Origin of the sequence: Pseudomonas sp. MRSN 12121 (assembly GCF_000931465.1) — a bacterium.
Lineage (GTDB): Bacteria > Pseudomonadota > Gammaproteobacteria > Pseudomonadales > Pseudomonadaceae > Aquipseudomonas.
Genome location: NZ_CP010892.1, coordinates 714,208 through 735,786, shown reverse-complemented (window position 1 = coordinate 735,786; position 21,579 = coordinate 714,208). Strand labels below are relative to the sequence as shown.

The window sequence follows — 21,579 nt, the reverse complement described above, 5'->3', positions numbered from 1 at the left end:
TCAACCCTGGTTGAGCAATTGACGCAGATCGATGACAGCCGCGTTGGCCCGGGAAATATAGTTGGCCATCACCAGCGAGTGGTTGGCCAGTACGCCAAAACCGCTGCCGTTGAGAATCATCGGGCTCCACAGCGTTTCCTGGGAGGCTTCCAGCTCGCGGATGATCTGGCGCACGCTGACCGTGGCGTTCTTCTTCGCCAGCACATCGGCGAAGTCGACCTCGATCGCCCGCAACAGGTGCGACAGGGCCCAGGCCTGGCCGCGCGCTTCGTAGAACACGTTGTCGATCTGCATCCATGGCGTTTCCACCACTTCCTCGTCCACCTGCGGCGACTCGCCCGGCGCCGGGGTTTCGGTTTTCAGCGCGGTGTTGAGCTTGACCCGGCCGACGCTGGCCGACAGGCGCTGGGACAGCGAGCCCAGGCGGGTGCCGACGTCGCCCAGCCAGTTGTTCAGGTTATCGGCGCGGGCATAGAACAGCGCGCCCTTCTGGTTCGGATCGGACAGGCGCGCCTGGTAGCGGCTCAGGGAATTGATGCCTTCCTGGTACTCCGACTCGCTGGAGGGCAGCACCCAGCTCTTGTTGTCGAAGTTGAAGCGCGGTTCGGCCTTGGCCAGGTCGGCGTCCTCGGCGGACTGCGACTGGGAACGGGCGAAGTCCTTGCGCAGGGCGCGGGTCAGGTCGCGGACCTGGACCAGCACGCCGTATTCCCAGCTCGGCATGTTGTCCATCCACAGGCCCGGCGGGAAACGGTCGTTGGAGATATAGCCACCCGGCTTGTTGAGCAAGGTGCCGGCGACGGTCTTGAGGGTTTCCACCGTGGTGTAGCCCACGACCATCTGCTTGCCTTCCTTCTCGGCGGCCACCTGCGCGTTCTGCTGAACCGGGAACAGCGACGGCTCCTGGCTCCAGTACCAGCCCAGGGCGCCGGCTACCAGCAGGTACAAGCCCACCAGGGTGCCCAGGGCGCGGCTGAACAACAGGCCGCCAAAATAACTGCGTGTCGCCGACTTGGGTTCGGTAGCACGCTCCGGCGCACTGCCTGCGCGGTTCTTCCAGTCCAGCATGGCTATATCCTTTCAATCACTTGGGTTCATCGGTTCGACCACAGCCCTTCGCCATCGTGCCTCGAACCAGGCGGATTAAAGACCATCCGCCCCCCAAGGCGCCACCTGCCGGGGTGCATATCGAGCGGCCACTATAAATGAAGCACAGCGCAGAACCTATGCGACCAGTCGGTCGGAAACTGAATAAGGTCGCTTTGCAGATTGTTGACGTACGACACTCGTACAACTCACAAGAGGTGCTAGCATAGAGCCACCAGTCGACCTCAGCATGCACCCTAACTAGTAGTCAGGATATGACCGAGCCAGAAGACCCCAGCCGTGAGCGCCTCAAGCACCACTTTGCCCAGCGGGTAATTCACCAGGCTCGTCAGATCCTCGAGATATGGCAGCGCCTGCAACGCAGCGAATGGTCGACCGCCGACATGTCCGAACTCAATGAGGCCAACCTGCGCCTGCTGCGTTTCGCCGAACGCTTCGAGCAACCCGAACATACCCAGCTGGCCCGCAGCATCAGCGATTCGCTGACCGCCGTGGACGCCAACCGCGGTCGCCTGAGCAGCGGCCTGATCACCGACCTCAACCGCCTGATGCAACGCCTGTCGCGCACCGGCCTGCGCCATGGCGACCAGCTGGACCAGACCTTCCTGCCGCCGTTGCGCAAGCCGATCTACGTGATGCTGCAAGACCACGACCGCGGCGAACGCCTGGCCAAGCAACTGGAATTCTTCGGCCTCAGCGCCCAGTCCCTGGACAGCATCGCCGCGTTCCGTTCCTCGATGGTCGAGCGCCTGCCTGCGGCGATCGTCATCGACGTCGATTTCTGTGGCAGCGGCATGGGCCTGCAACTGGCCGCCGAGGCCCAGGAAGGCCTGGAGCAGAAGCTGCCGCTGCTGTTCTTCAGCCTCCACGAAACCGACACCCCGACCCGCCTGGCCGCCGTGCGCGCCGGTGGCCAGGAGTTCCTCACCGGTACGCTGGAAGCCTCCAGCCTGCTGGAGAAAATCGAAATCCTCACCTGCGTGGCCCAGTACGAGCCCTATAAAGTGCTGATCATCGACGACTCCCGCGCCCAGGCCCTGCACACCGAGCGCCTGCTCAACAGCGCCGGGATCATCACCCGGACGCTGATCGAGCCGATCCAGGCCATGGCCGAGCTGGCCGACTTCCAGCCGGACCTGATCATTCTCGACATGTACATGCCGGCCTGTACCGGCACCGAGCTGGCCAAGGTGATCCGCCACAACGACCGTTATGTCAGCGTGCCGATCATCTACCTGTCGGCCGAGGATGACCTGGACAAGCAACTGGACGCCATGAGCGAAGGCGGCGACGACTTCCTGACCAAGCCGATCAAGCCGCGCCACCTGATCACCACCGTGCGCAACCGCGCCGCGCGGGCGCGCAACCTCAAGGCGCGCATGGTCCGCGACAGCCTGACCGGGCTGTACAACCACACCCATATCCTGCAATTGCTCGAAGACTGCAGCTTTCGCGCGCGCCGCGAGAACAAGCCGCTGAGCTTCGCCATGCTCGACATCGATCACTTCAAGCGGGTCAACGACAGCCACGGCCATCCCATGGGCGACCGGGTGATCAAGAGCCTGGCGCTGTTTCTCAAGCAACGCCTGCGCAAGACCGACTTCATCGGCCGCTACGGCGGCGAGGAGTTCGCCATCGTCATGCCGGACACCGACCTGGAAGCGGCCTGCAAGGTACTGGACGAAATCCGCCAGCGCTTCGCCGAAATCCACTACCCGGCCCAGCCGCAGGACCTGTGGTGCACCTTCAGCGCGGGGGTGGTCGAGCTGCGGGAAGATTCCGACAGTCTGATGATGGCCAGCCAGGCCGACGAAGCGCTCTATCGCGCCAAGGCAGGCGGGCGTAACCGCGTCCAGGCGGCACGCCATCAAAATGCCACTTTTTCCGCGGACCCCACCGATTCGGTCATAACCCTGTAATACAAACGCAATAAATTCAGGCGCTTACCATTCAAGTCGTTGGTAGACGCAATGCGCCTGAAGCTGCTGACCAATCTCAATACCCTGCTATTAGTTGCCGTGTGCCTGGCCCTGGGCGCGACGCTCTGGTGGTCGCAACGCGCCCTCGAGCGGCCCTACCTGCTGATGGAGCGCTACCTGGGGTTGTCCCAGCAGTTCCAGAACCAGGTGGCGCGCAATATCGAAGACTACCTGGCCAGCGGCGACGCCCTGCGCCTGAGCAGCGCCAGCCAGGCCATCGAAACCCAGCAGGCCCAGCTCGATGAGTTGCCCGCGACACTCGCCCAAGGCCTGCGCCCGAGCCTGGCGAGCCTGGACGAGTTCAGCAAGACCGACCTGTTGGCCGCCGGCAAGCTGGCCGGCGATCCGCAAGCGCTGTTGCTGCAAGCCGAGCGCGAGCTGGCGGCCAGTGTCGAGCAACTGAGCCAGTACGCCACCGGCGCCGCCGGCAATCCACAGGCCGCGGCCTATCTGCCGCTGCTGCTGAGCGCCTCCCAGCACCTGGGCAAGTTGTCCCTGGCCCGGGACAAACTGGTCAGCAGCGGCCGCAGCGAACTGGCCGCCGACGTCGAGCGCGAAGTCAGCAGCATGCGCGCCCAGGCCGAACGGCTGGATGCCTTGCCGCTGCTGGGGGTCGCCGCCAGCAGTGCGTCGAACACCGATGACTTCGCCGCCATGATGGGCCTGGAAAACACCGACAAGGGCACCGCCGAAGACGCCGGCATCGGCCTCAAGCGCGAACTCAACAGCCTGCTGGGCCGCTACCCCGCCGAGCTGGAGCGGACCCGCGGGCAGATCCAGAAACGCGCCGACCTCAGCGCCGCCACCCACCTGAAGATCACCGCCGTGCAACAAGCCATCGCCGAACTGGAGCCGGCGGTGCGTGCCCAGCACGGGCAGATCCAGGGCGAGGTGCGCTTGATGCAAGGCCTGATGATCGGCCTGATCCTGCTGATCGCGCTGCTCATCGATACTTTGCAGCGCCGCCTGGCACGGGTCCTGACCAACCTGGCGCCGGCGCTGTCGACCTGGGCCGAAGGCGATTTCAGCCGCGATATCCAGCTGGGCCGGACCAACCGCGAGCTGCATGACATCGAGGAATCGCTGAACCGGCTGCGCGCCTATCTGGTGGATCTGGTGGGCACCATCCGGCAGAACGCCGAGCAGGTCGCCGGCAGCAGCCGCGCCCTGGCGGAACTGAGCAGCGGCCTGCACGGCGGCGCCGAGCGTCAGGCCGGGGACACCGCGCAGATTCGCGACGCCCTCGGCGAGCTGGAGGCGACCATCCAGCAGGTCGCCGGCGACGCCAGCCAGGCCGCCGACGCCAGCCGCAGCGCCGGAATGGCCGTGGAGCAAGGGCAGAAAGTGATCGGCCTGAGCCTGACCGGGCTGCACGCCCTGGTCGGCGAGGTCCAGGGCAACGCGCAAATGATCGAACGACTGGCCGAAGAGTCGGCGACCATCGGCGGCGTGCTCACGGTGATCCGCTCCATTGCCGACCAGACCAACCTGCTGGCCCTGAACGCCGCCATCGAGGCCGCGCGGGCCGGGGAAATGGGCCGCGGTTTTGCCGTGGTCGCCGAGGAAGTGCGCTCCCTGGCGCAACGCACGGCGGGTGCCACAGCGGAAATCCAGGTCCTGATCGCCGGCCTGCAAACCGCGGCCCGCCAGTCGGTGGAGGGCATGCGCGCCCAGGTCGAACATGCCGAGGCCACCGCCAGCCAGGCCCAGGCCGCCGACGGCGCCCTGGATGAAATCGTCGGTGCGATCCAGACCATTTCCGACACCGCGGTGCGCATTGCCGATGTCACCGCCCAGCAAAGCGGCGCCGTCAGCGAAATCCGCGACCACAGCGAGCGCATCCATCAATTGGGCGGGGACAACCTGCAACGCATCGGCGAAGGCCGCGAACAGGGCGAGCACCTGCTGGCCCTGGGCGGCCAGTTGCACACGGCGGTGCAGGCATTTCGCGTCTGAACGGGTCGATGTCCGGTTATCGGCTAAATCGGCGCCGCGAACGGCGCCGAACGGGTTGCGGCGGCGAATGACCGGATTTAGTCAGTTAGTCATATTTTTAGGCTGAACATCGGTCATCGTGCCGGCTATTGCAGAGAACTGGACAGTCACAAAGGCTTTGCGGCATAGTCGCCGGGTTCTGATAACAGCACTCTCGAATAACTGCGCGATAACAAGGAACGGCAGATGGCGACCCTACTGGTCCTTCATGGACCCAACCTGAACCTGCTCGGCACCCGCGAACCGGGCGTCTATGGCGCCGTCACCCTGGCCCAGATCAACCAGGACCTGGAGCGCCGGGCACGCGAGGCCGGCCACCATTTGCTCTACCTGCAAAGCAACGCCGAGTACGAATTGATCGACCGCATCCACGCCGCCCGCGATGAAGGCGTGGACTTCATTCTGATCAATCCCGCAGCTTTTACGCATACAAGTGTCGCATTACGTGACGCGCTGCTGGCGGTGAGCATCCCATTCATCGAAGTGCATTTGTCCAACGTGCACAAACGCGAACCTTTCCGCCATCACTCCTACTTCTCCGATGTTGCGGTGGGAGTGATCTGCGGCCTTGGCGCCAGCGGTTACCGGCTGGCCCTGGAGGCCGCGCTAGAACAACTTGAACGACAAGCAACAGCTTGAACAAACAAGCTAAACGCCCCTGACCGACCCTTGGGAGTTGATGATTCATGGATATTCGTAAAGTCAAGAAACTGATCGAACTGCTGGAAGAGTCCGGCATCGACGAGCTGGAGATCAAGGAAGGCGAAGAGTCCGTACGCATCAGCCGTCACAGCAAGACTCCAGCCCAGCAGTACTACGCACCGGCGCCAGTAGCCGCCCCGGTTGCCGCACCTGCCGCCGCCCCGGCCGCCGCTGCCGCTCCGGCAGCAGCACCTGCCGCGCCAGCGCTGAACGGCACCGTTGCCCGTTCGCCGATGGTAGGTACCTTCTACCGCAAGTCCTCGCCAACCTCGCCAGCCTTCGTCGAAGTCGGCCAGAGCGTGAAGAAGGGCGACACCCTGTGCATCGTCGAAGCCATGAAGATGATGAACCACATCGAAGCCGAAACCAGCGGTGTGATCGAATCCATCCTCGTCGAAGACGGCCAGCCGGTTGAGTACGACCAACCGCTGTTCACCATCGTTTGAACCGCGGAGAGCCAACGATGTCTGCGAAGTTGGAAAAAGTTCTGATCGCCAACCGCGGTGAAATCGCCCTGCGGATCCTGCGGGCCTGCAAGGAAATGGGTATCAAGACCGTCGCCGTCTACTCCAAGGCCGACAAGGAACTGATGCACCTGGGCCTGGCGGACGAATCCGTCTGCATCGGCCCGGCTTCCGCCGCGCAATCCTACCTGCACATTCCAGCGATCATCGCCGCCGCCGAAGTGACCGGCGCCACCGCCATTCACCCAGGCTACGGCTTCCTCGCGGAAAACGCCGACTTCGCCGAACAGGTCGAGAACTCCGGCTTCGCCTTCATCGGCCCGAAAGCCGAGACCATTCGCCTGATGGGCGACAAGGTATCGGCCAAGCACGCGATGATCGCTGCCGGCGTACCGACGGTTCCAGGTTCCGACGGCCCGCTGCCGGAAGACGAAGAAACCGCGCTGCGCATCGGCCGTGAAGTCGGCTACCCGGTGATCATCAAGGCCGCCGGCGGCGGTGGTGGTCGCGGCATGCGCGTGGTGCACAAGGAAGAAGACCTGATCGCCTCGGCCAAGCTGACCCGCTCCGAAGCGGGCGCAGCGTTCGGCAACCCGATGGTCTACCTGGAGAAGTTCCTGACCAACCCACGCCACGTGGAAGTCCAGGTGCTGTCCGACGGCCAGGGCAACGCGATCCACCTGGGCGACCGTGACTGCTCGCTGCAGCGTCGTCACCAGAAGGTGCTAGAAGAAGCACCGGCCCCGGGCATCGACGAAACCGCTCGCCAGGAAGTCTTCGCCCGCTGCGTCAAGGCGTGCATCGACATCGGTTACCGCGGCGCGGGCACCTTCGAGTTCCTGTACGAAAACGGTCGTTTCTACTTCATCGAGATGAACACTCGCGTGCAGGTAGAGCACCCGGTATCGGAAATGGTCACTGGCGTCGACATCGTCAAGGAGATGCTGAGCATCGCCGCTGGCAACAAGCTGTCGATCTCGCAGAAGGACGTGGTCATCCGTGGCCATGCCCTGGAATGCCGGATCAACGCCGAAGACCCGAAAACCTTCATGCCAAGCCCAGGCACGGTCAAGCATTTCCATGCTCCGGGCGGCAACGGCGTGCGCGTCGACTCGCACCTGTACAGCGGTTACGCGGTTCCACCGAACTACGACTCGTTGATCGGCAAGCTGATCACTTACGGGGCTACCCGTGAGGAAGCCATGGCGCGCATGCGCAATGCGCTGGACGAAATCGTGGTCGACGGGATCAAGACCAACATCCCACTGCACCGCGACCTGACCCGCGACGAAGGCTTCTGCAAAGGGGGCGTGAACATTCACTACCTCGAGCACAAGCTGTCTGGCCAGCACTAAGCTGCAACCGGAACACGACAAGGCCGCTTTCGAGCGGCCTTGTCGTTTCCGTAGGAGCGAGGCTTGCCCGCGATACAGGCGCCGCGGTATCTGCACATACCCTGTAACCGTCAGTCGCGGGCAAGCCTCGCTCCTACAAATGTCTGCCTGCCTTGTCGCTGTCGTCTTCTGCGTGCTGCTCGCGTAAACTTGCGCGCTTCTCGCGGCCCGCTAGGCTGCACATTACATATTTCAAAGGTGCCCGCCATGCCTTGGCTGCAAGTCCGTCTCGCCATCAGCCCAGAACAAGCCGAAACCTACGAAGACGCTTTTCTCGAAGTCGGCGCCGTTTCGGTGACCTTCATGGATGCCGAGGATCAGCCGATCTTCGAGCCGGAACTCAACACCACCCCGCTGTGGAACCACACTCATCTGCTGGCCCTGTTCGAGGGCGGCACCGAAGCCGCCAGCGTGCTCGCGCACCTCGAGCTGCTGACCGGCAGCCCGCTGCCCGAACATCACAGCGAAGTGATCGAAGACCAGGACTGGGAACGCAGCTGGATGGACAATTTCCAGCCGATGCGTTTCGGCCGGCGCCTGTGGATCGTCCCGAGCTGGCATGCCGCGCCCGAGCCAGAGGCGGTCAACCTGCTGCTGGACCCGGGCCTGGCCTTCGGCACCGGCACCCACCCGACCACCGCCCTGTGCCTGGAGTGGCTCGACGGCCAGGACCTGAAGGACTGCAACGTGCTGGACTTCGGTTGCGGCTCCGGCATCCTGGCGATCGCCGCCCTGCTGCTGGGCGCCAAGCTGGCCGTGGGGACCGACATCGACGTGCAGGCCCTGGAAGCCTCCCGCGACAACGCCGGGCGCAACAACATCGCCGAAGAACGCTTTCCGCTCTACCTGCCAGAGGACCTGCCGCAGGTCCAGGCCGATGTGCTGGTGGCCAATATTCTCGCCGGTCCGCTGGTGGCCCTGGCGCCGCAGCTGTCCACGCTGGTCAAGAGCGGCGGACGCCTGGCGCTGTCGGGCATCCTCGCCGAACAGGGCGAAGAGGTGGCGGCCGCCTATGCTGGCGACTTCGACCTGGATCCGATCGCCAATCTCGATGGCTGGGTACGCATCACCGGCCGTCGGCGCTAGAATGGCCGCCTGCATAAACCGGATCGCCGCATGACCGACAGTTTCGTCACCCAGTGCCCGCATTGCCAGACCAGCTTCCGCGTCAGCCACGCTCAACTGAGCGTGGCCCGTGGCGTGGTGCGCTGCGGCTCGTGCTTGCAGGTATTCAACGCCGCACGGCAGTTGCTCGAGCAGCGCGCCGGCAAGGATACGCCGGCGCCACCTGCGGCGGCCGCGCCGGAACCCGAGGCCCCACCCGTGCAACGGGCGATCAGCCAGAAGCAGTGGAGCGCCACCGAACTCGATCTGGATAACCTCGACCTGGACGAGGAGCTGGCCAAGCTCGAACAGCGGGAGATCCAGCCGGCCAAGACCTTTGGCCAGGAACGCGCGCCCCGGGAAGACAGCCTCAGCGCCCGCCGCGAACAGCCCGATGGCGAAGAGGAACACTGGCCCGACAGCCTGTTCAGCCAGGCGCCCGGCAGCGGCGACGAGCTTGACGAACATCCCGGCCAGGCCGCCCAGGCGCCGGCCGACCGTGGCAAGCCCGGGCGTACCGAACCGTCGCTGTCCTTCAGCCTGGACGACCTGGAAGACGAGCCCAAGGTGCCTTCCCTGCACCTGGACGACGATCTGGAACCCACGCCCCTGGTGGTCGACGACCACCCCGAGGACGAACCGCCTGTCAGCCCGGCACCGCGCGGCAAGCGCGGGCGCCATGAAGCCGAATCGCCCGAGGCCACGCTGCGCGACCTGGAAGACGATCCGCTCCAGCTGGACTGGCAAAAGCGCCGCTCGCCCTGGGGCCGGCGCCTGCTCTGGAGCCTGTTGATCCTGCTGGCCGCCGCGGGCCTGGCGGGCCAGTACATTGCCTATCACTTCGACGAACTGGCGCGCCAGGACCAGTACCGCCCCTGGTTCCAGCAACTGTGCCCGCAGCTTGGCTGCTCGGTGCCGTCGAAGGTCGACATCGACCGCATCAAGAGCAGCAACCTGGTGGTGCGCAGCCACCCGGATTTCAGCGGTGCGCTGGTCGTGGACGCGATCATCTACAACCGCGCGCCGTTCTCCCAGCCCTTCCCGTTGCTGGAACTGCGCTTCGCCGACCTCAACGGCCACCTGATCGCCAGTCGTCGCTTCAAACCCGGCGAATACGTCAAGGGCGAGCTCGAAGGCGTGGCGGAAATGCCGCCGCAGACCCCGATCCATATCGCGCTGGACATCCTCGATCCGGGCCCCAAGGCCGTCAATTACAGCCTGAGCTTCCATTCCCCCGAGTAAGTCGCGCCATCCGACCAAAGGCTGCGACGGATTGACGGCGGTTTGCCGGCTGCCGCCCGGCGGATCAAACCCTTGGCAATAACCGGACAGCTGTTCAGATTTTATCCAATTCAGCCTTTATCCGGTCATCGAGAGCGGGTATCATGCCAACCCTTTTTCGAACTCTCATGATCCGGCCCCACAACAGGGAAGTCCTATGTCGGCGGTACGCATCGGCCCATATACATTGCACAACGGCTTGATTCTCGCCCCGATGGCGGGTGTCACCGACCAGCCCTTTCGTCAGCTTTGCAAGCGGTTGGGTGCAGGCCTTGTAGTCTCGGAAATGGTCACCAGCGACATGAGCTTGTGGAACAGTCGCAAATCGCGCCTGCGCATGATCCACGAAGGCGATCCCGAGCCGCGCTCGGTACAGATCGCCGGTGGCGACGCACAGATGCTGGCAGACGCCGCCCGCGCCAACGTCGAGTTGGGCGCACAGATTATTGATATCAACATGGGTTGTCCGGCGAAGAAGGTCTGCAACAAGGCCGCCGGCTCCGCGTTACTGAAAGACGAAGATCTGGTGAACGAGATCCTGCAGGCCGTGGTGGCCGCAGTCGATGTGCCGGTCACCCTGAAGATCCGCACCGGCTGGGACCGGGAGAACAAGAACGGCCTGACGGTGGCGAAGATCGCCGAGCAGGCGGGTATCACGGCACTGGCGGTCCATGGTCGGACCCGGGCCGACCTGTACACCGGCGAGGCCGAGTACGACACCATCGCCGCGATCAAGCAGGCGGTGTCGATTCCGGTCTTCGCCAACGGCGATATCGACTCGCCCGCCAAGGCCCGCCACGTCCTCGACGCGACCGGTGCCGACGGGCTGTTGATTGGCCGGGCCGCCCAGGGGCGGCCATGGATTTTTCGTGAAATCGAGCATTTCCTGCGTACCGGTCAAACCCTGCCGGCACCGGAGCTGTTCGAGGTGGAACGTATTCTGCTTGAGCACCTGGCCGCGCTGCATGCCTTCTATGGGGATGTCATGGGCGTACGCATCGCTCGCAAGCATGTGGGCTGGTATCTCGCAACCCTGCCGGGCGCCAGGGAGTTCCGCGCCCACTTCAATCGTTTGGAAGATACGGAAGCACAGTGCGCCAACGTTCGTGAGTTCTTTGCCGAGCGTTACAAGAGCCTGGTGACAGGGGACGGAGAGGGGGTGGCCGCATGACGATGATGACCGAGACTTTAGTGAGTGGAACAGCACCCGTGAGCGACAACGTGAATTTGAAACAGCACCTCAATACACCGAGCGAAGAAGGCCAGACCCTTCGCGGGAGTGTCGAGAAGGCGCTGCACAATTATTTCGCCCACCTTGAGGGCGCGGCCGTCACGGACGTGTACAACCTGGTGCTCTCCGAAGTCGAGGCTCCCTTGCTCGAAAGCGTGATGAACTACGTCAAGGGCAATCAGACCAAGGCCAGCGAACTGCTCGGCCTGAACCGCGGCACCCTGCGCAAGAAACTCAAGCAGTACGATTTGCTGTAAGCATTCAATCAAACCAGAAAGGCGCCCGCGTAAAACCGGTCGCCTTTTTTGCTGACTCCCTTGCTTTGTGATGGAAATTGAGATGACCGACCAGACTACCCGCCTGCCGATCCGCCGTGCCTTGATCAGTGTTTCCGACAAGACCGGGATCCTCGAATTCGCCAAGGAGCTGGAAGCCCTGGGCGTGGAGATTCTCTCCACCGGCGGGACCTTCAAACTGCTGCAGGACAACGGCGTGGCCGCAGTGGAAGTCGCGGATTACACCGGTTTCGCGGAAATGATGGACGGCCGGGTGAAGACCCTGCACCCGAAAATCCACGGCGGTATCCTCGGTCGTCGCGGTATCGACGACGCCATCATGAACGAGCACGGCATCAAGCCGATCGACCTGGTAGCCGTCAACCTCTACCCGTTCGAAGCCACCATCAGCAAGCCAGGCTGCGACCTGCCGACCGCCATCGAGAACATCGACATCGGCGGCCCGACCATGGTCCGCTCGGCGGCCAAGAACCACAAAGACGTGGCCATCGTGGTCAACGCCGGCGACTACGCCCAGGTGCTGGAAAACCTCAAGGCCGGCGGCCTGACCTACGCCCAGCGCTTCGACCTGATGCTCAAGGCCTTCGAGCACACCGCCGCCTACGACGGCATGATCGCCAACTACATGGGCACCGTGAACCAGGCCGCCGAGACCCTGTCGACCGAAGGTCGCAGCGAATTCCCGCGCACCTTCAACAGCCAGTTCATCAAGGCCCAGGAAATGCGCTACGGCGAGAACCCGCACCAGAGCGCGGCGTTCTACGTGGAAGCCAAGCCTGCCGAAGTCGGCATCGCCACCGCCACCCAGCTGCAAGGCAAGGAACTGTCTTACAACAACGTGGCCGACACCGACGCCGCGCTGGAATGCGTGAAGAGCTTCGTCAAGCCGGCCTGCGTCATCGTCAAGCACGCCAACCCGTGCGGCGTGGCCGTGAGCCCGGACGCCGAGGGCGGCATCCGCCAGGCCTACGAACTGGCCTACGCCACCGACACCGAGTCGGCGTTCGGCGGCATCATCGCCTTCAACCGTGAGCTGGACGCCGAGACCGCGAAAGCCATCGTCGAGCGTCAGTTCGTCGAAGTGATCATCGCCCCTTCGGTCAGCGACGAAGCCCGTGCCGTTGTCGCCGCCAAGGCCAATGTGCGCCTGCTGGCCTGCGGCCAGTGGTCGGCGGACCGCGTTCCGGCCTGGGACTACAAGCGCGTCAACGGTGGCCTGCTGGTGCAGAGCCGCGACATCGGCATGATCGGCGCCGACGACCTGAAAGTGGTGACCCAACGCGCCCCGACCGAACAGGAAATCCACGACCTGATCTTCGCCTGGAAAGTGGCCAAGTTCGTCAAGTCCAACGCCATCGTCTACGCCAAGAACCGCCAGACCATCGGTGTCGGCGCCGGCCAGATGAGCCGTGTGAACTCCGCCCGCATCGCCGCGATCAAGGCGGAACACGCCGGCCTGCAAGTGCAGGGCGCGGTCATGGCCTCCGATGCGTTCTTCCCGTTCCGCGACGGCATCGACAACGCGGCCAAGGTCGGCATCACCGCGGTGATCCAGCCAGGCGGCTCGATGCGCGACAGCGAAGTGATCGCTGCGGCAGACGAAGCAGGAATCGCGATGGTGTTCACCGGCATGCGCCACTTCCGCCACTAATACGGCAGCGGTCGCACTGACGCCGGCATCTGCCGCGTTGGAGCCCACCTCGATGATGCTCATTGCCAGAAGGCAACTCCGCTCATCGAGGTGGGCTCCGCCTTGCATCTACCGGCGTCATTGCAACCTCCTACGGCGTGAAGCGCTTTAGGTCTTAAAACAGAATTTGCGTCATCCGAGGTTTTTGAAATGAATGTGTTGATCATTGGCAGCGGTGGCCGCGAACACGCCTTGGCGTGGAAAGTGGCTCAGGACCCACGGGTCGAGAAAGTCTTCGTCGCCCCGGGCAACGCCGGCACCGCCATCGAAGCCAAGTGCGAGAACGTGGCCATCGACGTCCTGGCCCTGGAGCAGCTTGCAGACTTCGCCGAGAAGAATGTGTCCCTGACCATCGTCGGCCCGGAAGTGCCGCTGGTGGCCGGGGTGGTCGACCTGTTCCGCTCCCGTGGCCTGGACTGCTTCGGCCCGACCGCCGGTGCCGCGCAGCTGGAAGGCTCGAAAGCCTTCACCAAGGATTTCCTGGCTCGCCACAAGATCCCGACCGCCGACTACCAGAACTTCACCGAGATCGAGCCGGCCCTGGCCTACCTGCGGGAAAAGGGCGCGCCGATCGTGATCAAGGCCGATGGCCTGGCCGCCGGTAAAGGCGTGATCGTCGCCATGACCCTGGCCGAAGCCGAGGACGCGGTGCGTGACATGCTGGCGGGCAACGCCTTCGGCGACGCCGGTTCGCGGGTAGTGATCGAAGAATTCCTCGACGGCGAGGAAGCCAGCTTCATCGTCATGGTCGACGGCAAGAACGTGCTGCCAATGGCCACCAGCCAGGACCACAAACGCGTCGGCGACGGCGACAGCGGCCCGAACACCGGCGGCATGGGTGCCTACTCCCCGGCGCCAGTGGTCACCGCCGACGTGCACCAGCGCGTGATGGACCAGGTGATCTGGCCGACCGTGCGTGGCATGGCCGAGGAAGGCAACGTCTACACCGGTTTCCTCTACGCCGGCCTGATGATCGACAAAGCCGGCAATCCGAAAGTCATCGAGTTCAACTGCCGCTTCGGCGATCCGGAAACCCAACCGGTGATGCTGCGCCTGCAATCGAGCCTGGTGCTGCTGGTCGAGGCCGCCCTGGCCCAGGCCCTGGACAAGGTCGAGGCGCAGTGGGATCCACGTCCGAGCCTGGGCATCGTCCTGGCGGCCGGCGGCTATCCGGGCGACTACGCCAAGGGCGCCGTGATCGAAGGCCTGGACGCCGCCGCGGCACTGGAAGGCAAAGTCTTCCATGCCGGCACCGCGCTCAAGGACGGCCAGGTGGTAACCTCCGGCGGCCGTGTGCTCTGCGCCACCGCCCTGGGCGACAGCGTGAGTGCCGCGCAGCAGCAGGCTTACCAACTGGCAGCTAAGATCGATTGGCAAGGTTGCTTCTACCGCAAAGACATCGGTTACCGGGCCATTGCCCGCGAGCGCGGCGAAAATCAGGAATAATCCTGCCTTCCCGACCGGCCGGGGCCCCCAGGCCCTTGCCGGACGGCTCCGGCGCCGCGCATAGTTATCATCTGGCATCAACCTACGAAGGGATTTCGCCGTGCGCTGGCTCAGGACTGCCATAGGTTTCACCGTCACATTGCTGACCCTGCTCTGCTTGACCCCGGCCCAGGCCGCGCAAGGCAGTAACTGGGCCGTTTTGCTCGACGAACAGGCCGACCTGCAACTGAGCGATATCCGCTCCCCGCGCTACACCAATCAATTCAGCCCGATCGAACTGGAACGCATCACCGCCGCCGAACCCGGAGGCGCGTTATGGCTGCGTTTCAAACTGCAACCGGGCGAGCATGAACAACTGCTGCGGATCTTCGCCCCCGACCTGTCACGTCTGGACATGTATGTACTCGACGGCGACAAGCAGATCCAGCAACTGACTTCCGGCACCCAGCAGCCCCAGGCCGAGCGGCCCCTGCCCAGCAGCGACTTCATGCTGCCGCTGCCCCAGAGCCCGAAAACCCTCGACGTCTACCTGCGCCTGGTCTCCGACCATCAACTGCGCCCCTATATCACCCTGCAACCGGCGGTCATGACCGCGGCCAACCAGGGCCAGAGCCTGCTCTACGGCCTGCTGTTCGGTTGCATGGGCATGTTGATGCTGCACAACCTCGTGCGCTACGCCTACACCCGTTCGCGCAGCAGCCTGTGGGTGGCGGCCTGCGAAGCCCTGGTGATGCTCAGCCTGGCGCTGATGCTCAACCTGTTCGGCCCCTGGCTGCCGGACTGGCACGCGATCCAGACCCCCGGCGCCTACCTGGCGCTGTTGCTGACCACGCCGTGCGGGCTGATGTTCGTCTACCGCTTCTTCGCCCCTCTGGGCCCGCACCCGCTGAACAAACTGCTGCTGGCCGACATCCTGATGGTCGGCCTGTGCGCCCTGTTGCTGATGTTCCTCGATTCGCTGCCGCTGAACCTCATCACCTACGGCCTGGTGGCGCTGGTCGGCCTGAGCATGCTGTTCATCGGCGCCTATCACTGGCACAAGGGCTACCGCCCGGCGCGCTTCTTCGTGGCCGGCATGGCCATCTTCAACATCGGCGCGCTGATCGTGCTGCCGGCGCTGCTGGGGCTGACCCTGGTCGCGCCCCAGGGGCTGATCGTCACCCTGCTGGTGACCATGTGCCTGAGCGGCCTGGCGATGAGCGTCGCCCTGGGCGAGCGCCAGCGCAGCATCACCGAGGACCGATTCAGCGTCAGCCGCGACCTCGCCGCCAGCAACGCCGAGGTCAACGCCAAGGCCGAGTTCCTGGCCAAGATCAGCCACGAGATCCGCACCCCGATGAACGGCGTGCTGGGCATGACCGAACTGCTGCTGGGCACGCCGCTGTCGGTCAAGCAGCGTGACTACGTGCAGACCATCCACAGCGCCGGCAACGAGCTGCTGACCCTGATCAACGAGATCCTCGACATCTCCAAGCTCGAGTCCGGGCAGATCGAACTGGACGACGTGCAGTTCGATCTCAATGCGCTGATCGAGGATTGCCTGAGTATTTTCCGCGCCAAGGCCGAGCAGCAGAATGTCGAGCTGATCAGCTTCATCCAGCCCCAGGTGCCGCGGGTAATCAGCGGCGACCCGACCCGCCTGCGCCAGGCCATGCTCAGCCTGCTGGAAAACGCCCTGAAGAAGACCGACGAAGGCGAGATCCTGGTGGTGGTGGCGCTGGACGAACGCACCAGCAAGCCGCGCCTGCGCATCGCCGTGCAGGACAGCGGCCAGCCGATGGAAGCCGAGGAGCGCGATGCCCTGCTGCACTCGGAACTGCACAGCAAGAACTTCCTGTCCGCGACCCGCCTGGGCGGCAACCTGGGCCTGCTGATCGCCCGCCAGCTGATCCTGCTGATGCATGGCGAATTCGGCATCAAGAGCAGCGCCAACCAGGGCAGCACCCTGTGGCTGACCCTGCCCCTGGACCCGGAACGCCTGGAGCATCCGACCTCCGACCTCGACGGCCCGCTGCAAGGCGCCCGGGTGCTGGTGGTGGACGACAACGACACCTGCCGCAAGGTCCTGGTGCAGCAATGCAGCGCCTGGGGCCTGAACGTCAGCGCCGTGCCGTCGGGCAAGGAAGCCCTGGCCCTGCTGCGCACCAAGGCGCACCTGCGCGACTACTTCGACGTGGTCCTGCTCGACCAGAACATGCCCGGCATGACCGGCATGCAACTGGCGGCCAAGATCAAGGAAGACCCAAGCCTGAACCACGACATCCTGCTGATCATGCTCACCGGCATCAGCAACGCGCCGAGCAAGGTCATCGCGCGCAACGCCGGGGTCAAGCGCATCCTCGCCAAGCCGGTGGCCGGCTATACCCTCAAGACCACCCTGGCCGACGAGCTGACCCAGCGCAACAAGGGCCAGTTCGTCCCGCACGCGCCCCACGCCCTGAGCGGGGTGCCGGCACCGGTCAAGGTGCCGAGCGACTTCCGCATCCTGGTGGCCGAAGACAACAGCATCTCGACCAAGGTGATCCGCGGCATGCTCGGCAAGCTCAACCTGCAGCCCGACACCGCGAGCAATGGCGAAGAAGCCTTGCAGGCGATGAAGGCCCAGCGCTACGACCTGGTGCTGATGGACTGCGAGATGCCGATCCTCGACGGCTTCTCCGCCACCCAGCAACTGCGGGCCTGGGAAGTCGGCAACCAGCGCGTGCGCACGCCGGTGGTGGCGCTGACCGCGCACATCCTCACCGAACACAAGGAACGCGCGCGCCAGGCCGGCATGGACGGGCACATGGCCAAGCCGGTGGAGCTGTCGCAACTGCGCGAGCTGATCGAACACTGGGTCGCCCAGCGCGACCAGCAGAACCGCTCCACGGCCCCGACCTCCTGAGCCGACAGCGCGACAAACGCCTGTTAAACTCCCGCTCGCCCTCCCTCGCTGCGAGTTCGCGCCATGCTCCATGTGCTGTTCAGCGTTTACCTGAAGATGCTGGTGCTCTACAGCCCCTTCTTCGTCCTGTCCTGCTTCATCAGCCTGACTCGCGGTTACTCCAGCAAGGAACGTCGACGCCTGGCCTGGAACGTCGCGCTGGCGACCCTGGTGTCCAGCGTGCTGCTCTACCTGTTCGGCCGGGTGATCTTCAGCGTGTTCGGCATCACCGTCGACGCCTTCCGCATCGGTGCCGGCAGCGTGCTGTTCATCTCGGCGCTGGGCATGGCCCAGGGCAAGTCAGCGATCCAGACCGACAACGTGCAGCAGGACGTGACCATCGTGCCGCTGACCATCCCCCTCACCGTCGGCCCCGGCACCATCGGCGCCCTGCTGGTGATGGGCGTCGGCCAGCCGCACTGGGACGACAAGATCACCGCCATCCTCAGCATCGCCCTGGCCAGCTTCACCGTCGGCGTGGTGCTCTACCTGTCCAACCGCATCGAACGCCTCCTCGGCGAACAAGGCCTGCAGATCGTCAGCCGCCTGATGGGCCTGTTCGTCTGCGCCCTGGCAGCGCAGATCATCTTTACCGGAGTGAAGGGTTATCTAGTCCCCTAGACCCATCCGGCAAACAGCCCGGCACCATAGAAATCATTGAATAGGCAACGGAATGCAGGCTCTTCAACCACCCTCTGGCACAGGCGCCGCTCGGGCACGTGGCCAGGGCCTTGCGCAGATCGGGCGCGGCCTCGGCTGCTTGCTGGCCGGAGTGCTCATGTCTCTGCCGGCGCTGGCTGCCGAATCGCCCCAAGCCAAGCTTGCGGCCTGGCTGGACAAGACCAGTGAATCCAGTGAGCGTTTTGGCGACTTCCAGGTGTACCACCGCCGGGATGGCAGCAGTCCCCGGGAAATCACCTACAAGGGCCAGCTCTATCGGCCGCTGAACGCCTGGCAGATCACCGAGGTAAAACCCACCGGGGCGATTCAGGGCGGGCAACCCGTACTGCTGGCTACCACCATCGAATGGATGGGCGTCGGCACAGTGCTGATAGCGGTGCAGAACGACACTCCGCTGGCCCGTATCCTCAGCCCGGTCAAGAGCAAGAGCGAACCCGACTGGGGCCAGCCACAACCCGGGCGCAGCGACCTGCTGCTGTTCCCCGAAGGTGCACGGGCCCTGGTGCCCTCCACCGGTCAAGTCCTATGGTTCGATGAGCGACTGCCCGGCTGGGGATTCTCGCACTACGCCATGCTGGTGTCAGTGTCGCCGGACAACAGCAGCGCCGCCTTCCTGGGCAAGGAAGGGCTGCTGCTCAGTTCGGCGCAAGAGGGCGTCTACGCCCAATTGCCGATCAGCAAGGAGATGAACCTGAGCCAGCTATGGCCGCTGTTCAACCAAGCCAGCGACCGCGCGCGCGAGGCCCTGGGCGAAGGCCGGCGCATTGACCAGAATCGCCTGCATCATGCCTTGCAAGTGGACTGGGTCGGCCGTCAGTTCAGCTGGCAGCAGGTAGAGGGTACCTGGCAACTCAAGGGCCTGGGACTGACATCCAGCCCGCTGAAGAAGGAGCATTGAGTGATGAGTGTTCTACGCCCATGGCACGCCCGACAGTTGCTGCAACTGACCTCGGTCCTTGCGCTGGCCGGCTGCGCCAGCCACGGTAGCGAGCACCCCAGCGACATCCGCACCGAAGACGCCAAAGTGGCAGACGCGGTACTGGAGCTTGAGGTCCGCTTCGCCCGGGCACCGGACTACAAGCCCGTAACCAGCGGCCCCTATGCATCCAGCCAGTACGTGAAGATCGAGGGTGCCCCGGCGCTGCAGATTCCGTTCTACCAGAAGGGTATCGGCTTCGAACTCCGCGTGATCGGTGACCCGCGGGCGCTGCTCGCCCTGCCCTACCCCTCGCCCAAGGCCGATTCTTCCACCCAAAACCTGCGGGTCATCGGCCAACGCCTGGACGGCACCCGCTACCGCTTTGTAGTCCTGCCGCTGTCGGGCTGGAACAGCCTCGACAGCTTCGAGGTGGCCTTCGCCCACAACGGCCGGCGCGAGGCCATGACTTTCACCTACAGCACGCAAGTGGCCTGCAACAACAGCTTTGCAGTGACGACGCCGACCTATGGTTTCGCGATGTCGGTGGCGGCGCGCTTTCCCAAAGGTACCCAGGGCTGCCTAAAAGCCTGCGATGCGCGCCCGGAGTATGCCGGGCAATGCGCCTACAACTCTGGTTTCCGTCAAGTCTCGAACCTGTAGCCCCCCTCCTGATCTGGTTGATTGCCTTGCGGGGGTGAGGGTACAAGCCCCCTACTGCGCTTCGCCCCCTTGACCTTGCCCTCAACACGCCGAGCCCCATGGAAACAATCACCGCCACTGCCGCCCTCGACCTTTTGAGCCGCCACAGGTTGCCCCGCCTCGACGCCAATGCCCGGGCTTGCCACCTCCTGAACTGGTGGGGGATAGACCATGACGACCTTGAGTTCGCGACACTTTCACCCGACCTGCAACAACAGATCCTGACCCAACCGGAACCTCCAGAAGACGTGCTGGACCCGCGCTACGACGAACTGCTGCTGATCGCCCTGCGCGCGCAATACCGCGGCGTCAGTCACCTGTACTTGATGCGGTGTTTGCATGAAGCCGGGCTTGGAGATTACAGCGTCGATCCGCAGATCGAGCTCCTGGAGGTCTGCCCTTGCTGCGGTTTTCAAACCTTGTCAGCCCGGGGTCAGTATGAGATCTGCGACCTGTGCCACTGGGAAGATGACGGCAGCGACACCCCGAATGCGCTGAGTGGCCCCAACCATAAATCCTTGGACCAAGCGCGGGAGCAATTCGCCCGAACCATGAGCGATCTGCCTCTGGATAAATGGCCCCGCGCGGCCCCCATCACCGGACGACCGAAGACCGGAGACCCGCAAGACGGATCCCCCACCACCTGAAACCTCATCGCCAGCAGACCGACCGCCCCTTCCGGGAGCGGCCGGCGCCAACTGCCTTAACCGTCGAAACGCCACTGCAAGGCATCCAGGGCGTCGCAGCCGTCTTGTAGTAGGAGGTGGGCGGCGTTGACGAAGTGGCTCAGGTCGCGCTCGCTCACGCCTTTGAGGCTCAGGCAGTTGAGGCTATGCATCAGATCGCGCGAGGCCTTGATGCGCTGTACCGCACCGCCATGCAGGTCCGCTGCGGGCGCGTTGCGGTCGAGGTGGAAAACCGGGGTGGGGGTGAGATTGCTTTGTAGGGGGGTGAAGTCGGTCATTGGAAAGCTCCATGGTCAGCATTTCTGTATTCATAGAGTTGCTTTCCGACCGGCTAAGATCGGCCGCCGATGCGTCGGCGACCGGGCAACTATGGCTGTGCAAAAAACCAGCGGCAACCGTCAAAGTGTTGCCATTGCCTTCCGCCAAACCAGACTGCCTCAGCGACCTGGGGCGACCCCATACCTTCTGTAGCCGCTGCCGAGCCCCGGCGAGGCTGCGATAGGACCGAAGGTCCTCCAGCGATTTCCAGATCCTGCGCCCGCTTCGCGGTCGATCGCAGCCTCGCTAGAGCTCGACAGCGGCTACAGGTTTAGCGCCGACCGGTAGGTCGCGCCGGGCGCCGATTCCGGCTCCGCCGCTGGCTTTGGCTTTTGATCTTGCTTTTGATCTACCCGCCCCATCGGCAGGCCGAGTGGAGGTGTTCATCAGGGGGATGGCGCGTAGCGCCCCTCGACGAAGTCGAGGACATCGCCGGCGGCGATGCCCCCCTGATGGACGCCGGAGGGAGGGAACCCGAGCGCAGCGAGGGCCGTACGCTAGGGGCAAGACCTTTTGGTTACTTTTGGGGCGTTTGCCAAAAGTGACCCGCCGTAAGGGCGGAACCATAGGCCGCCGTTACCGCAGGAATGGATATGTACACCGTCCAAAGCATGCAGCGCCAGAACGGGCGCCATCGCGGGCAAGTCGGATCGCCGCCCGCTCG

18 protein-coding genes are annotated in these 21,579 nt (G+C 64.2%); 16 read left to right on the top strand and 2 right to left on the bottom strand.

Translation table 11 applies throughout. The features are described 5' to 3' along the window. Positions 1 to 1,068, bottom strand: a complete 1,068-nt coding sequence (locus TO66_RS03230; protein ID WP_044460973.1) for a DUF2333 family protein — start codon at positions 1,066 to 1,068, stop codon at positions 1 to 3. Positions 1,069 to 1,361: 293 nt separating this feature from the next. On the opposite strand from TO66_RS03230, the gene TO66_RS03225 reads away from it, so the two are divergent. The 16 genes from TO66_RS03225 (at position 1,362) to TO66_RS03150 (ending at position 20,558) form a co-directional block, all read left to right on the top strand. Beyond that, positions 1,362 to 3,026, top strand: coding sequence for a PleD family two-component system response regulator (locus tag TO66_RS03225; RefSeq protein ID WP_044460972.1), 1,665 nt, complete (start codon positions 1,362 to 1,364; stop codon positions 3,024 to 3,026). 51 nt (positions 3,027 to 3,077) lie between these two features. Further along, entirely contained in the window at positions 3,078 to 5,042 is a 1,965-nt protein-coding gene (locus TO66_RS03220; protein ID WP_044460971.1) for a methyl-accepting chemotaxis protein, read from the top strand. Between the two features lie 225 nt (positions 5,043 to 5,267). Further along, on the top strand, positions 5,268 to 5,720 hold the full coding sequence (gene aroQ / locus TO66_RS03215; RefSeq protein ID WP_044460970.1) for a type II 3-dehydroquinate dehydratase: 453 nt from the start codon (positions 5,268 to 5,270) through the stop codon (positions 5,718 to 5,720). Between the two features lie 47 nt (positions 5,721 to 5,767). Continuing rightward, positions 5,768 to 6,229: an acetyl-CoA carboxylase biotin carboxyl carrier protein gene (accB, locus tag TO66_RS03210; RefSeq protein WP_044460969.1), complete on the top strand. Its 462-nt coding sequence runs from the start codon at positions 5,768 to 5,770 to the stop codon at positions 6,227 to 6,229. A 17-nt stretch (positions 6,230 to 6,246) separates the two neighbouring features. After that, positions 6,247 to 7,602 carry an acetyl-CoA carboxylase biotin carboxylase subunit gene (gene accC / locus TO66_RS03205; RefSeq protein WP_044460968.1) on the top strand — a complete coding sequence of 452 codons (1,356 nt, stop codon included), beginning with the start codon at positions 6,247 to 6,249 and terminating at the stop codon, positions 7,600 to 7,602. A 246-nt stretch (positions 7,603 to 7,848) separates the two neighbouring features. Beyond that, complete coding sequence (prmA, locus tag TO66_RS03200; RefSeq protein ID WP_044460967.1) at positions 7,849 to 8,727, top strand: 50S ribosomal protein L11 methyltransferase; 879 nt, start codon at positions 7,849 to 7,851, stop codon at positions 8,725 to 8,727. 30 nt (positions 8,728 to 8,757) lie between these two features. After that, on the top strand, positions 8,758 to 9,987 hold the full coding sequence (locus TO66_RS03195) for a DUF3426 domain-containing protein (protein WP_044460966.1): 1,230 nt from the start codon (positions 8,758 to 8,760) through the stop codon (positions 9,985 to 9,987). Positions 9,988 to 10,183: 196 nt separating this feature from the next. After that, positions 10,184 to 11,197, top strand: a complete 1,014-nt coding sequence (gene dusB / locus TO66_RS03190) for a tRNA dihydrouridine synthase DusB (protein ID WP_044460965.1) — start codon at positions 10,184 to 10,186, stop codon at positions 11,195 to 11,197. Further along, on the top strand, positions 11,194 to 11,514 hold the full coding sequence (gene fis / locus TO66_RS03185) for a DNA-binding transcriptional regulator Fis (protein ID WP_007921650.1): 321 nt from the start codon (positions 11,194 to 11,196) through the stop codon (positions 11,512 to 11,514). The genes dusB and fis overlap by 4 nt, the downstream gene beginning before the upstream one ends. Before the next feature lie 82 nt (positions 11,515 to 11,596). Beyond that, entirely contained in the window at positions 11,597 to 13,204 is a 1,608-nt protein-coding gene (gene purH / locus TO66_RS03180; protein ID WP_044460964.1) for a bifunctional phosphoribosylaminoimidazolecarboxamide formyltransferase/IMP cyclohydrolase, read from the top strand. A 189-nt stretch (positions 13,205 to 13,393) separates the two neighbouring features. After that, positions 13,394 to 14,689 (top strand): phosphoribosylamine--glycine ligase, encoded by a 1,296-nt coding sequence (purD, locus tag TO66_RS03175; protein ID WP_044460963.1) that lies wholly within the window; start codon positions 13,394 to 13,396, stop codon positions 14,687 to 14,689. Positions 14,690 to 14,789: 100 nt separating this feature from the next. Continuing rightward, the gene (locus tag TO66_RS03170) at positions 14,790 to 17,573 is read left to right on the top strand and encodes a hybrid sensor histidine kinase/response regulator (RefSeq protein WP_044460962.1); all 2,784 of its coding nucleotides are present in this window, start codon (positions 14,790 to 14,792) and stop codon (positions 17,571 to 17,573) included. 63 nt (positions 17,574 to 17,636) lie between these two features. After that, on the top strand, positions 17,637 to 18,233 hold the full coding sequence (locus TO66_RS03165) for a MarC family protein (RefSeq protein WP_044460961.1): 597 nt from the start codon (positions 17,637 to 17,639) through the stop codon (positions 18,231 to 18,233). A gap of 157 nt (positions 18,234 to 18,390) precedes the next feature. Continuing rightward, positions 18,391 to 19,191 carry a hypothetical protein gene (locus TO66_RS03160; protein WP_256242433.1) on the top strand — a complete coding sequence of 267 codons (801 nt, stop codon included), beginning with the start codon at positions 18,391 to 18,393 and terminating at the stop codon, positions 19,189 to 19,191. A gap of 3 nt (positions 19,192 to 19,194) precedes the next feature. Continuing rightward, a complete protein-coding gene (locus tag TO66_RS03155) occupies positions 19,195 to 19,872 on the top strand; it encodes a hypothetical protein (RefSeq protein ID WP_044460959.1) in 678 nt (225 codons plus the stop codon). A 98-nt stretch (positions 19,873 to 19,970) separates the two neighbouring features. Then, the gene (locus TO66_RS03150; RefSeq protein ID WP_044460958.1) at positions 19,971 to 20,558 is read left to right on the top strand and encodes a CPCC family cysteine-rich protein; all 588 of its coding nucleotides are present in this window, start codon (positions 19,971 to 19,973) and stop codon (positions 20,556 to 20,558) included. A gap of 56 nt (positions 20,559 to 20,614) precedes the next feature. Here TO66_RS03150 and TO66_RS03145 read toward each other — a convergent pair whose 3' ends face one another. After that, positions 20,615 to 20,875 (bottom strand): hypothetical protein, encoded by a 261-nt coding sequence (locus TO66_RS03145; RefSeq protein WP_044460957.1) that lies wholly within the window; start codon positions 20,873 to 20,875, stop codon positions 20,615 to 20,617. Positions 20,876 to 21,579 lie beyond the last annotated feature (704 nt).